Annotated in this window: 19 protein-coding genes; 1 reads left to right on the top strand and 18 read right to left on the bottom strand. The window is 37.7% G+C overall.

Annotation, left to right across the window (positions count from 1 at the left end):
* The 6 genes from BHECKSOX2_RS05765 to BHECKSOX2_RS05740 all read right to left on the bottom strand — a co-directional run.
* A partial coding sequence (locus BHECKSOX2_RS05765) for a transposase (RefSeq protein WP_180323624.1) occupies positions 1 to 352 on the bottom strand: 352 nt, incomplete at its 3' end.
* 146 nt (positions 353 to 498) lie between these two features.
* The gene (locus BHECKSOX2_RS05760) at positions 499 to 759 is read right to left on the bottom strand and encodes a helix-turn-helix domain-containing protein (RefSeq protein ID WP_139682844.1); all 261 of its coding nucleotides are present in this window, start codon (positions 757 to 759) and stop codon (positions 499 to 501) included.
* Positions 760 to 895: 136 nt separating this feature from the next.
* The gene (locus BHECKSOX2_RS05755) at positions 896 to 1,234 is read right to left on the bottom strand and encodes a histidine triad nucleotide-binding protein (RefSeq protein ID WP_139682843.1); all 339 of its coding nucleotides are present in this window, start codon (positions 1,232 to 1,234) and stop codon (positions 896 to 898) included.
* A gap of 9 nt (positions 1,235 to 1,243) precedes the next feature.
* Positions 1,244 to 2,374, bottom strand: coding sequence for an NAD(P)/FAD-dependent oxidoreductase (locus BHECKSOX2_RS05750; RefSeq protein WP_139682842.1), 1,131 nt, complete (start codon positions 2,372 to 2,374; stop codon positions 1,244 to 1,246).
* Between the two features lie 2 nt (positions 2,375 to 2,376).
* Complete coding sequence (locus BHECKSOX2_RS05745) at positions 2,377 to 2,679, bottom strand: hypothetical protein (protein WP_139682841.1); 303 nt, start codon at positions 2,677 to 2,679, stop codon at positions 2,377 to 2,379.
* A gap of 1 nt (position 2,680) precedes the next feature.
* Positions 2,681 to 3,106 carry a hypothetical protein gene (locus BHECKSOX2_RS05740; protein ID WP_139682840.1) on the bottom strand — a complete coding sequence of 142 codons (426 nt, stop codon included), beginning with the start codon at positions 3,104 to 3,106 and terminating at the stop codon, positions 2,681 to 2,683.
* Between the two features lie 35 nt (positions 3,107 to 3,141).
* On the opposite strand from BHECKSOX2_RS05740, the gene BHECKSOX2_RS05735 reads away from it, so the two are divergent.
* The gene (locus BHECKSOX2_RS05735) at positions 3,142 to 3,723 is read left to right on the top strand and encodes a malonic semialdehyde reductase (RefSeq protein ID WP_139682839.1); all 582 of its coding nucleotides are present in this window, start codon (positions 3,142 to 3,144) and stop codon (positions 3,721 to 3,723) included.
* Here BHECKSOX2_RS05735 and BHECKSOX2_RS05730 read toward each other — a convergent pair.
* The 12 genes from BHECKSOX2_RS05730 to BHECKSOX2_RS05675 form a co-directional block, all read right to left on the bottom strand.
* Positions 3,716 to 3,958: a hypothetical protein gene (locus BHECKSOX2_RS05730; RefSeq protein ID WP_139682838.1), complete on the bottom strand. Its 243-nt coding sequence runs from the start codon at positions 3,956 to 3,958 to the stop codon at positions 3,716 to 3,718. The genes BHECKSOX2_RS05735 and BHECKSOX2_RS05730 overlap by 8 nt on opposite strands.
* A gap of 16 nt (positions 3,959 to 3,974) precedes the next feature.
* On the bottom strand, positions 3,975 to 4,886 hold the full coding sequence (locus BHECKSOX2_RS05725; protein WP_139682837.1) for an MBL fold metallo-hydrolase: 912 nt from the start codon (positions 4,884 to 4,886) through the stop codon (positions 3,975 to 3,977).
* 3 nt (positions 4,887 to 4,889) lie between these two features.
* Positions 4,890 to 5,507: a DUF4395 domain-containing protein gene (locus BHECKSOX2_RS05720; RefSeq protein WP_139682836.1), complete on the bottom strand. Its 618-nt coding sequence runs from the start codon at positions 5,505 to 5,507 to the stop codon at positions 4,890 to 4,892.
* A gap of 131 nt (positions 5,508 to 5,638) precedes the next feature.
* The gene (locus BHECKSOX2_RS05715; RefSeq protein WP_139682835.1) at positions 5,639 to 5,947 is read right to left on the bottom strand and encodes a hypothetical protein; all 309 of its coding nucleotides are present in this window, start codon (positions 5,945 to 5,947) and stop codon (positions 5,639 to 5,641) included.
* An 84-nt stretch (positions 5,948 to 6,031) separates the two neighbouring features.
* Positions 6,032 to 6,598 (bottom strand): Crp/Fnr family transcriptional regulator, encoded by a 567-nt coding sequence (locus BHECKSOX2_RS05710; RefSeq protein WP_139682834.1) that lies wholly within the window; start codon positions 6,596 to 6,598, stop codon positions 6,032 to 6,034.
* Positions 6,591 to 7,775 (bottom strand): BaiN/RdsA family NAD(P)/FAD-dependent oxidoreductase, encoded by a 1,185-nt coding sequence (locus BHECKSOX2_RS05705; protein WP_139682833.1) that lies wholly within the window; start codon positions 7,773 to 7,775, stop codon positions 6,591 to 6,593. The genes BHECKSOX2_RS05710 and BHECKSOX2_RS05705 overlap by 8 nt, the downstream gene beginning before the upstream one ends.
* Positions 7,776 to 7,832: 57 nt before the next feature.
* Positions 7,833 to 8,084 carry a hypothetical protein gene (locus BHECKSOX2_RS05700; protein WP_090714678.1) on the bottom strand — a complete coding sequence of 84 codons (252 nt, stop codon included), beginning with the start codon at positions 8,082 to 8,084 and terminating at the stop codon, positions 7,833 to 7,835.
* Positions 8,084 to 8,788 carry an MBL fold metallo-hydrolase gene (locus tag BHECKSOX2_RS05695; protein ID WP_139682832.1) on the bottom strand — a complete coding sequence of 235 codons (705 nt, stop codon included), beginning with the start codon at positions 8,786 to 8,788 and terminating at the stop codon, positions 8,084 to 8,086. The genes BHECKSOX2_RS05700 and BHECKSOX2_RS05695 overlap by 1 nt, the downstream gene beginning before the upstream one ends.
* Positions 8,785 to 9,084: a YciI family protein gene (locus BHECKSOX2_RS05690; RefSeq protein WP_090714682.1), complete on the bottom strand. Its 300-nt coding sequence runs from the start codon at positions 9,082 to 9,084 to the stop codon at positions 8,785 to 8,787. Before BHECKSOX2_RS05690 ends, BHECKSOX2_RS05695 begins: the two co-directional genes overlap by 4 nt.
* Positions 9,085 to 9,086: 2 nt before the next feature.
* On the bottom strand, positions 9,087 to 9,716 hold the full coding sequence (locus BHECKSOX2_RS05685; protein WP_245391329.1) for a DUF2238 domain-containing protein: 630 nt from the start codon (positions 9,714 to 9,716) through the stop codon (positions 9,087 to 9,089).
* A 15-nt stretch (positions 9,717 to 9,731) separates the two neighbouring features.
* Positions 9,732 to 10,463: a 4-hydroxy-tetrahydrodipicolinate reductase gene (gene dapB / locus BHECKSOX2_RS05680; RefSeq protein ID WP_139682831.1), complete on the bottom strand. Its 732-nt coding sequence runs from the start codon at positions 10,461 to 10,463 to the stop codon at positions 9,732 to 9,734.
* A gap of 602 nt (positions 10,464 to 11,065) precedes the next feature.
* Positions 11,066 to 11,396: transposase (locus BHECKSOX2_RS05675; RefSeq protein WP_139682830.1), on the bottom strand; the 331-nt coding region annotated here is incomplete at its 5' end.

The raw sequence follows: 11,396 nt of genomic DNA, 5'->3' as shown, positions 1-11,396 counted from the left end.
CATCAATAATGTTGATTGAACCTAGAGAAACAATAATACTGTTTTGTTCTAAATGATGATTGATTTGTTCTAGTAGTGCTTCTAGCAAATTTTCAGTATTGAGTAATTGTCTAAAACGCCAAATGGTGGAATGGTCTGGCACTGCTTCGCTTAAACTTAAATCAATGAAGCGTCTGAACATTAAATCTCTAGCAATTTGTTTTTCTAAGGCTTCATCGCTAAGCGCATACCAAGCCTGAAGAATTAGGATTTTAAACATCATTATGGGTGGATAGGCGCTTGCAGCTGTTTTGGAGGTATAAAGATTTGATAGTGTTTGTTCTATCTCGCCCCAGTTAATGATGTTATGCACATCATCTAGTTCTGATAGAGATTTATGTTCAATAACAAGAGAATCTGCAAATGAATTTTGTTGGGTGTTTTTCTAAGACATTTTGGGTGTTTTATGGGTGTTTTAGATGGGTGTTGTTTTATCAGATTGGTGGTTTTTTGGTTGGGTTATGCAAAGGTCTCAATGTAATTTTTAACGGAATCTGTGAGTTTGATGGCTTTATTTTTCTTTTGATGTCGTTCGTCAGCAAGCCTGTTAGCTTGCTTATGGCGATAGCCTCTTTTGCCAGTATTGCGAGATAATTTTCTAGAAATAGTTGATTTGTTTCTACCCATTGATTTGGCAATAAAGGTTTGGTTATATCCTTGTTTGTTTAGCAGGTAAATATGGTATCTTTGTTCGTAGGTCAATTGTGTATATTTTTGCATGTTTCACTCCTTTTTCCTGTCGGATTAAAGAGTGGTTAATATACCCTTTGGCCGACTAATTGAGTGTTGCACTTATGATGTGAATCTAAGTACAATCAAACTTAAATTTTATCTATTTCCAAATAAACAGGAAAGGTTAACCAGGTGGCCAAGAGAGCGCTCGCCCCCCTAGGCAATGCAGGTGAATGTGATAAACTGTTTGTCCGCCATTAGCGTTGCAATTCATTACCACACGATAACCTTCATCGGCAAAGCCCAAATCTTTAGCAATTTTACTAGCGGTTAAACTTAATTTACCGATCAAGATGGCATCGTCTGCTGTATTTAATGAGGCAATATGTTTTTTTGGAATCACTAAGAAATGATGTGGAGCTTGCGCCCTAATATCATGAAAAGCCAAAACTTCAGCATCTTCATAAATTTTCTCAGTAGGAATATCACCCGCAATAATTTTACAAAATAAACAATCTGACATAGTCTCTCCTTATCGATATTGACGCAAATACCACCAACCAAATAAACGCTTTACAGTGTGCATCAAACGACAATTCGGCAACATAAAGCCACCCTTCATCGTGCGTGAGATATAGATGCCCTTGTTATTTGAATCAACAATGCACATTAGCTCAATTTTAAATGTGTGCGTAGCACGCCCTCCATCTAACACATCAAGTACATTTTTTGCTGCTGCTTCAGCTTGAAGGTCTGCCATATGTGCTTGTTTTGGCATCCACTGCGGCCCTGGAAATGAACCAGAATCGCCTGCAACAAACACCTTGTCAGCACTTTCAACTTGGCAAAATTTATCCGCCTTTAACAAACCACCTTCACTACGAGCAAGATCGGTATTATCAAACCATTGATTGCCCGTCATTCCTGGCATAAATAGGATCAAATCAGCGGAAAATTCACCACCTTCGGTAAACACTTTATTGGTTTCAAATTTTTTCATTTTATGTCCAAGATGCGTTTTAATGTTGCGCTTTTTCATCTCTAACAACAAACTCTCAACTGCTTTTTCGCCCAATCGTGCACCGGGTTTTGTTGCGGGGGTGAAAAAGGTTAGGTTAAATTTATCGCGTCGTTTTTCTTGTCGTAGTTGTGTGTCTAGTCCAAACAAAAATTCAAACATTGGCCCACCACGCATCGCACTTGGTTCTTTTGGATTACCCGAAAAACCAATGGCGATATTGCCACCATCCATGACTTTTATTCTGTCGCGTATTTCTTCTACAGCGCTTAGCCCTTCACAAGGAGTGATGGCGTTTTCAATGCCGGGTAATTTTTTGATAAAACGCCCGCCTGAGGCAATAATTAACGCATCATTATCAACTCGAGCACCATTTTTTAAAAGTACAACTCTGTTGTTATCTTCCAAGCCAATAACTTCATTTTCGACATGACGAACATTCATGCGTTTAAAGAAATTATCCAATGGAACAATAATGTCTTTTTTGTCTGCTGCACCGGAAGGCACCCAAATCAAACTCGGCATATACACCAACTCTGCCTTTGGAGAGATTAGCGTAATTTCTAGGGTTTTGTCTTGTTTGCGCAGGACTCTCACCGCAGTTAAACCTGCAAATCCTGAACCGATAATTGTGATTTTCTTCATCGTTAAAAGAGTGCTATATTTTTAAACATGATAGTTTCCATATTGGCAATACGCCCAAAGTCTTCCATTGTTTTTGACCAATCATCTTTTGATTCAAATTGCTTCTTGAACGCTTCTTGATCGGCTCTACTTTGCCATTTAACTAAGCAATACACATATCCTTGCTCATCAATTCCAGAATCGCGTGAAATAAATCCTTTAACACCAAGAATATTATCGTCAATTTCTTTAGATAAAACCTTCCAATCGCTCAATAAATTCTTGTCATTTAATTCAAACGACACCAGTACAAAAAATCCACTCATTTTACACTCCTCTATTTTTACAAAAATGCCCGAAATCAGGCTCCTCTACACTGCGTGCGATATTATCAATAAAGGTTTGTAACTCATCAAATTCTAATACAGTAAGAATGCGCATTACAATCGTAGGCTCTACTCTTAGCGTACACATTGTGCCATCTTTGAGTTGGGTCTGCATACCTGCTGCATTCATCATTAAGCCATCACCATTTTGTTCTAATATTTGCTCTAATGCTTCTTGTAATTCATCATACAATACTTGTAACTCGTCCAAAATATCATCATTAGTTTCATCGGCAATAGACACAATCTCGCCCTGCACCGAGCCAAAACTCTCGTCATTTTCAACTTTAAATTCTATTCCCGCCTTTATTAAATGGTCTTTGAATTTGTTTGATAGTTTAGCGTCAAAAAATATATAATCTAACATACGCAATCAATAATTTATATTCAAAGGACATTATAATGCTGAACAAAGACGCACTTGATACTTTATTTACAGAAGCAAGAAGCCACAATGGCTGGTTAGACAAACCTGTATCTGAGGCACAAATCAAAGAAATTTATAAACTGATGAAATTTGGTCCAACTGCGGCTAATACTTGCCCTGCACGCATTACCTTTGTACAATCCAACGAAGCTAAAGAAAAACTCAAGCCTCACCTTGATGAAGGCAATGTGGATAAGGCAATGGCTGCACCTGCAGTGGCAATCATTGCTTATGACACAGAATTTTATGAACAGTTAGGCAAACTCTTTCCGCACACTGATGCAAAAAGCTGGTACGAAGGCAACCCTGAAAAAATTAAATCAGTAGGGGAGATGAACGCTACTTTACAAGGTGCTTATTTTATGTTGGCAGCACGCTCAATTGGCTTAGATTGTGGCCCAATGGGAGGTTTTAACGCTGAGACACTGAATCAAGAATTTTTCCCAGATGGTAAAACCAAATCAATTTTCATTTGCGCTATAGGGTCTGGTGACCAGAGTAAGTTGTTCCCACGCTCTCCACGCCTAAACTTTAATGAGGCTTGCGAAATTATTTAGCCTCGTTTTTCTTAGCGTCTTTTCTTGGTGGGCAACCATTATGTAATAACCACTTGTCTTCGTGTCCAATAGCTTTTGCAAAAGCTGGGATCTCGCAGTCCTTGGCTATTTTCTCTATAGTCACTGATTTAACTATTTCTTGTTTTTTATCTTCACCAGAATCAAACCATGATGCCGTTATAACAGTAGAAAAAATTAATGCAGATAAAACAGTTAATCTCTTTATATTTTTCATAACTTCTTCCTTTCTATTAATAGTCAAATTCCATCTTCTCAAATACCCGTTGCGCATTTTTTCCAGCAATACTTTCATGATTTTTTAAATAATGAAATTTTGATTGGTCAATTTTACTGGCATCCAACATATCGCCATCATTATCTAGAATCTTACTAATTTTTGTTTTTAAAAATACCAAATAATTATAAGTATTGTGTGTTGCAAGCGACAAATTAGACACACTACCATGACCTGGAATTATGTATTTTGGCTTAAAAATTGCCATTTTTTCAAATACATTAATCCAACTTTGAAAATCTTTGGCAGGTCCAATCCCTAGCATTCTGTCGTTAAAAACTATATCTCCTGTAAACATCAACTCTGTACTAGGCATCCAAATAACAATATCGCCTGCTGTATGCGCTGCACCAAAATGATACAACTCTAAATTTACACCGCCAAGTTCAAGATTCATTTTTTCATCAAAAGTCTCTGACGCAAATACAGGTTCTGTATCTTTTAGGCTATCTTTAATTAACAGGTCTAGTCTTGTTATTTGCTCATCTGCTCTTATTTGTTGGTCAATTTTAGCCTTACTTGAACTTATAATTCTAGCACCTAACTTTTGAAAATAATCATTGCCTAACCAGCGATGGTCTTGTCCACCAGTATTAATGACGATTTTGACAGGTTTGTGAGTAAGTTTTTGAATAGTTTTATGAATCTCTTTGGCGCCAAAATAGCTTGCGCCTGAATCTATAAGTACCACACCTTCACTAGTGATAATAACCCCATGGGTTGAATTATTACCTAAATTGGTTTTAGACCTTTGAGACAATTCACCCACTAAAGCATAAACATTATCAGTAATTTTTTGCACCTCAAATGAGGCATAAGTTAAGCTTGAAAATAAATAAAGTAATGCAAGAATTATGATTTTTTTCATTTTTTATCCTGTTGTTAAAGTGTGAATAATATCACCAAATACCAAATAAAATAATGCCAATATTGACAAGGTAAAGATTGTCTTTTGTACAAAATTTAGGCTTTGAATTGATGCTCTGTCTCTTGTTAAATCACACGACTGTCCCGGACAATACTTTGCACCGTCTTTATGAAATATATTATAAACCTTGCATCCCGCGCAAACACCAAATACTGCCTCAAAAAATAAAAGGCCCAAGCACAGCGCACAAGTCAAAATATTAATAGGTCCACGAATATTGTTCATCACCACTAAATAAAACATCACCACTGCCAAGAAAAAACCAAATGCCCACGCCCACTTTTTTTGTAGCGCGCCGACATATTCAGGTGTTTGATTATTAACAATCCAACGACCCATAATCATAGAGGGTGCGTATTTTGGATTGATAAAAATCCGGATAAAAAAATCAAATAAAAATACCGATACCATTAACTTAGTCGGCTCATTATTGCCCGTTAAAAAACCATTCATGAATGCCATAAAAGCAAACAGAAATACAATGCCTGCGGCAGCTCTTACTTCTCGTTCATTAAAAACAGGAACATCATAACCTGCTACTTTTTCACCAAATCCAAACATAATTTATTTTAATTAACCGTAAATGCTTCGTGGCAAGCTAAACAATTACGCATTAACTTGCCTGTCAATTCTGCCAAATCTCTCATGTCATCTGCATCACTTTCATCCACCTCTATCGCATTAATCGCTAATTATTCAAACATCATATGCGTTGGTCCACCAATTTGCTCAAACGATACGGGTGTCTTGTCTTTAATAGACTGAGGTGTTGCTCTGGCCATGCGATTACCAGAACAGTGTGCTGCTTTGATAATCATGGCTTTATTTCCAGTACCAATGCCGAGTGTAATTTGCTGAATACTGCTTAGTATTTGTCTCATCTCACTCAGAAACTCTACTTTTTCTTCATCGTTAAAGCCTAGGTGATAACGATTGTCTATTGAAGCTTGTGTTATTCCCAATACATTCATCAACACCAAAAATAAAGTCGCTCTTTTCACTTTTCCTTCCCAATAAAAAAATTACCAAACTTAATTCATAAAACGCATTGTACGGTAATTTTAATTATTAGACTATGATTTAAATCATAATAATTCAATAAACTGCTCTCCTCGAATAATCCTGCCTTCTTGTTCTAATATTTTTAAAGTTCGGTAGAAAGTTTCGTGCGCCAAACCGAGTTTTTGCGCCATATCTTTAAGAGAATACGAGAAATATAATTTAGACGCTTGGTTTGCCTCAGAAAGCAGGAATGCCCACACTCTGTCATAAGCACTATTAATGCTTTTAATTTCATTTAATAGTCTCAAATCTCGTACTTGCTGGGCGTTAATTTTTAACAATTCCATAGTATATTTTGGGTGCAATTTCAAATACGCCAAAACTTCATTTTTAGAAAAAGACAATACTATGGATGAGCTATCGCAGATTGCATTGCAATGGTATTTGTCAGAAAATAACAATGCTTCAGCAAAGGTTTCTTGTGAGTAAGCAATATGAATAATTAAAGGTTGCCCTTCTATCGTATTTCGAACTAATTTAATCCTGCCTTTTTCAAGAAAAAATAACCGCTCAATATTTGCCCCTTGATGAAATAAACACTCACCTTTTTTTAAATTCAGTGTTTGGTATTGAATATTATTTTTAAACATATTGCCCTGCTGCCCAGCCAGATGACCAGGCCCATTGGAAATTGTAACCACCCAACCAACCTGTTACATCCACTGTTTCACCAATAAAATATAGCCCTTTTTGCTTGACAGACTCCATTGTCTTGGAGGACAGTTCATCAGTACTAACACCGCCCACACAAACCTCAGCAGTACGCAACCCCTCTGTACCACTTGGTATTAGCACCCAATGATTGAGTTTTTCACCCAAAGTGGTTAAATTCTTTTTTTTAATCTGATTAAGTGCACTATTTGATAAGGGTTTGTCTAATAAAGTATCCGCTAAGCGAATTGCCAAACGCTTTGGAAAATAGGTACTTAAAATAGTTTTTAACTCAGATTTAGGCTTGCTATCACGCATCTCTAACAACCAATCGCTCGCTTTCAAATCGGGCAACAAATTAAACACCACGGCGTCGCCCTTTCGCCAATAAGAAGAGATCTGCAACACTGCTGGACCACTAACACCTCTATGGGTAATCAAAATACCTTCTCTAAAACTTTGATTATTGCACTTAACGATTGCATCAACACTTAAGCCTGATAAATCTTTGAAATAATGCTCAATATCCTCTTGATGAAAAGTAAGTGGTACCAAAGCTGGTTTAAAGGCAATAGATTTAATCCTAAATTGTTTGGCAACTTGTAAACCAAAATCACTAGCACCCATCTTTGGAATGGACGCACCACCTGTAGCAATAACCAACGAGGATGCCTGAAAAGTTCCTTGATTGGTGGTAAGCGTGTATCCGTGGCAATAATCGATACTTTCAACACTGAGATTAAGTTTGATATCTACTTGCTGGCACTCTCTTAATAGCAACTTTAGCACTGCAGCTGATTTTTCATCGCAGAATAATTGCCCTAAGGTTTTCTCATGCCAATGTAGGCCTGCATTTTCTAATAATGCAATAAAATCCCATTGCGTATAGCGCGATAACGCAGATTTAGCGAAGTGAGGGTTGTTAGAAATATAGGCTTTTGGGTCAATGTGCAAATTCGTAAAATTACAACGACCGCCACCTGAAATCAAAATCTTTTTGCCTGCTTTATTCGACTTGTCTATGAGTAAAACTTTGCGTCCACGCTGCTGTGCTTGTGAGGCACACATTAGCCCTGCTGCGCCTGCACCAATAACAACAACATCGTATTTCATAATGGCGAATTATAACTGTAACAAACCACTGGGAGAAACAAATACAACCACCGCATTATGTTATGTGTTATACATTTCAACAATATAATAAAGCATCGTGCCTTCAGACGAGCGCGCTGGACCTGCTACTTTAGCGGCATAAAATTTATTATTGGGATTGGCTTGCATCATGGCAGTTTCTAAATCTTCAACGATTTCAACGCTAGTTGCTGGCACACGCTCACGCTTTATTCGTGGAATACGTACCACGGCAAACTGCTCTTTGGCAAAATTTGCTCTTGGATGTGGGTCTAATGAATAGCCATTAACCATCAGTCTGCCACAATTTTAGAACCACATACTTGATTCGCTGGTACAGCAACATGAATTTTTTTAGGTAAATCTAGCACCATTGCATTAACACGACGAACAAACTCCTCTTTATCAACACCATTGCCAATCATTTCATTAAATTGCTTTTCTTCCTCAATAGAACTCACTGTTCTACCGCCATAATCATGGGCGGGATACACGCAAGTTGTATCAGGTAGTGTAAACATCTTTTGAATGGAAGCATATAATTTTTCTGCCGAACCACCTTGAAAATCGCACCGACCACAGCTCCTAATCAACAGAGCATCCCCTGTAAAAATTTTATCATCAACCACATACGACATACAGCCATCCGTATGACCTGGCGTTGTCATTGCAACCATCTGGTGCGAACCAAAATTTAGACTTTCGCCCTCTTTGATTAAAATATCAGCACAAGCAACTGGATTAGCCGCGCCAAGCACAATTTTGGCATTTTTAAATTTTTGCTTCAAAGGGCATGAGCTGGTAATATGATCAGCATGCACATGGGTTTCGACAATGTATCTTAAATCCAAGCCTAATTCTTCAATCAAGCCAATATCGCGTTGCTGAGTTTCATCCACTGCGTCAATAATAATCGCCTCTTTGGTGTCTACATCTGCCAATAAATAGGTATAAGTTGAGCTTATCTTTTCAAATAAAGGACGAAATAACAAATTCATGGCAATACCCTTTTAAAGGGCTTGACGATGACGCTTTCATAAGCACCTGATGCTAAATACGGGTCAGCATCTGCCCAAGTTTGCGCCTCTTCAAGACAGTCAAACTCCGCCACCACCAATGAACCGGTAAACCCTGCTTCGCCTGGTTCGTTGTTGTCAATCGCAGGATGCGGTCCCGCTAAAATTAAGCGCCCTTCATTTTTAAGTGTATTTAAACGCTCAATGTGTGCTGGACGCACCGACATTCTTTTTGTTAACGAATCTTTACTGTCCTGTGACATAATGGCATATAGCATGGTTAGCCCCTCCAGTAGCGCTGACTAAACAGCGCCAATAATCCAAACACACAACCCCCTACGATGTCCATCAATATATCTTTTTGTGCATCCCAAATATCGCCTTGTGAGCCTAAAAATGCCGCGCCAGATTTACCGCCTTCTAAAACGGCATAATACATCTCAATAACCTCATAACTTGCCGCCCAAAAACCTAAGGCAAAGACAGCAAAAACAAATGCAACACCCTTATTAGCAACCCACTTTTTTCTCAAGCTAATCTCAACCACAGGATAGGCAAAAACACCTACTAAGAAATGCCCCAAGCGATCAAAATTATTACGCCCCTCAGGGAGAATAAAATCAAGCTCTAATTTGGATAACAGCTGATTGCCCCAATCAAAAGGCACCAATTCAAAAGTATAATACCCGCCAACGGTGTGATAGCACAAAAATAAAGTCATTAAAAAATAAGAAAAATTCGAAAATTTAAAGCGAGAATAAGTCAGCAACAAAAGACCGACAACGATTAAAACTGGGATATTTTCCGCCCACCAAGTTACTCGATCATAGGGATTGATTGCCAATATAATGAATAAAATCATATAAATTGCCAATAAAATAAGCGGTATTTTATGTAAATGTGTTTTCATATTTATAGTCCTTTGTTATATTTTTAATACATCTTTCATGGAATATAAGCCAGCGGGCTCACCTTTTAGCCAATTTGCTGCACGCACTGCACCATTGGCAAAAGTCATTCTTGATGAGGCTTTGTGGGTGATCTCTACCCGCTCACCTTCCATAAAGAAGCTCACAGTGTGCTCACCCACCACATCACCACCGCGAATAGTAGAAAAACCAATTGTCTCTTTATTACGTGGCTCTTCAATGCCTTCTCGTCCATACACGCCACATTTGGACAAATCTCTACCCAAAGCATTCGCCACCACTTCGCCCATCTTCAACGCAGTACCTGATGGTGCATCCACTTTATAACGATGGTGCGCTTCAACGATTTCAATATCGGAATCATCCCCAATCACACGAGCTGCCATGTCCAATAATTTCAACGAAAGATTAACGCCAACACTCATATTAGGCGCAAACACCACTGGCATTTTTTTAGCAGCACTGTTAATAGCTGCCAAACCAGCATCATCAAAACCTGTGGTGCCAATAACCATTGCTTTATTTTCAGACAAGCAAATGGCAAGATAATCAAGTGTGGCTTCTGGACGAGTAAAATCAATCAACACCTCAAATTGATCCAATACAGCATTTAGATCATCACCCTTATCCAGTTTAACACCCAATGCCATGCCATCGGTTTGCTCAATTGCCTTAATAATGGTTTGCCCCATACGCCCAAATGCACCGGTTACTGCTATTTTTACCATAGAATTTTTATTTTTTATTTTAATAACTGGTGTTAATTATACCGAGGTTCACTTAATAAGTCTTTGCTCAACCTAAGACAACTGAAAAAACCAAAGGAGACCTTTGTACAAATAGGGATGATTGGCAAAATCCAATTTTTGCCCAATTGGTGATTTCTTTAAACCTTATCCTAGCAGAGTCAGCGTCACCCAGCAATATTCTAAAAAGGTTTACTTAAAAAACTCGTCAAATGGCGGGAGCGGGCTATTTTTCTTATTTTTAGGTAAAAATACACTATTTTCTGCATTTCAGTGCATAGTCTCCTTGCAGATAAATCGCACTAGGTTTTTTGGGTGCCCTTCATTTTAGAGATTTTTTAACTTTTTGTTTACCATATAACAAACAACCCAAGTAAAAACTTGGGTTGTTTGTTAAAAAATATTAAAGACTGATGTTATTCTATGAGACTTTCGCATAACTCATAATTCTCCACCCTAATTTCAATTTTTAGATTTTTTCAAAAATATTTTCAAAACTACCTGTATTTTTTCATAAAGTCCAAAAAAACCTTATTTTCCCAGCTGTTTATTGCTTTGTTTCCCTATTTTTAGTCCTATCCCACTCATTGGGCGTAACAATCCCCTAGACTTCGCATTTGTTTAAAAATATTCATCCCAGTTTTAAGATTGTGAATCATAGCAATAAGTTGCGCTCTAGTTTTGTTTCTTTCTAATCCAAGGTATCTTGCCTTGGCTAATCCATGATGTAGTTTGAGTAAGCCAAAAGTGCGTTCAACAATATAGCGAATGGATGATCGTTGTTTATTCTCTTGTTTTTGTCTGTCTGTAAGTGGTGTATTTCTGTAAGCCCTGTGTAGAACTTTGTTATTTTGTTTACCAAGTTTTTCATCGTTTTTCTTGTTAGCATAAGCACTATCGGCATAAACTTCACCA

Source organism: thiotrophic endosymbiont of Bathymodiolus puteoserpentis (Logatchev) (genome assembly GCF_900127505.1).
Lineage (GTDB): Bacteria > Pseudomonadota > Gammaproteobacteria > PS1 > Pseudothioglobaceae > Thiodubiliella.
The sequence above is the reverse complement of the archived record's forward strand: the minus strand, read 5'-3'. Positions and strand labels throughout refer to the sequence as shown.

Coding starts and splice junctions, on each gene's coding strand:
- BHECKSOX2_RS05690 (WP_090714682.1), bottom strand. CDS start 9,084: ATGCTATATGCCATTATGTCACAGGACAGTAAAGATTCGTTAACAAAA.
- BHECKSOX2_RS05735 (WP_139682839.1), top strand. CDS start 3,142: ATGCTGAACAAAGACGCACTTGATACTTTATTTACAGAAGCAAGAAGC.
- BHECKSOX2_RS05740 (WP_139682840.1), bottom strand. CDS start 3,106: ATGTTAGATTATATATTTTTTGACGCTAAACTATCAAACAAATTCAAA.
- BHECKSOX2_RS05695 (WP_139682832.1), bottom strand. CDS start 8,788: ATGAATTTGTTATTTCGTCCTTTATTTGAAAAGATAAGCTCAACTTAT.
- BHECKSOX2_RS05725 (WP_139682837.1), bottom strand. CDS start 4,886: ATGAAAAAAATCATAATTCTTGCATTACTTTATTTATTTTCAAGCTTA.
- dapB (WP_139682831.1), bottom strand. CDS start 10,463: ATGGTAAAAATAGCAGTAACCGGTGCATTTGGGCGTATGGGGCAAACC.
- BHECKSOX2_RS05760 (WP_139682844.1), bottom strand. CDS start 759: ATGCAAAAATATACACAATTGACCTACGAACAAAGATACCATATTTAC.
- BHECKSOX2_RS05720 (WP_139682836.1), bottom strand. CDS start 5,507: ATGTTTGGATTTGGTGAAAAAGTAGCAGGTTATGATGTTCCTGTTTTT.
- BHECKSOX2_RS05685 (WP_245391329.1), bottom strand. CDS start 9,716: ATGAAAACACATTTACATAAAATACCGCTTATTTTATTGGCAATTTAT.
- BHECKSOX2_RS05730 (WP_139682838.1), bottom strand. CDS start 3,958: ATGAAAAATATAAAGAGATTAACTGTTTTATCTGCATTAATTTTTTCT.
- BHECKSOX2_RS05710 (WP_139682834.1), bottom strand. CDS start 6,598: ATGTTTAAAAATAATATTCAATACCAAACACTGAATTTAAAAAAAGGT.
- BHECKSOX2_RS05750 (WP_139682842.1), bottom strand. CDS start 2,374: ATGAAGAAAATCACAATTATCGGTTCAGGATTTGCAGGTTTAACTGCG.
- BHECKSOX2_RS05700 (WP_090714678.1), bottom strand. CDS start 8,084: ATGGTTAATGGCTATTCATTAGACCCACATCCAAGAGCAAATTTTGCC.
- BHECKSOX2_RS05745 (WP_139682841.1), bottom strand. CDS start 2,679: ATGAGTGGATTTTTTGTACTGGTGTCGTTTGAATTAAATGACAAGAAT.
- BHECKSOX2_RS05755 (WP_139682843.1), bottom strand. CDS start 1,234: ATGTCAGATTGTTTATTTTGTAAAATTATTGCGGGTGATATTCCTACT.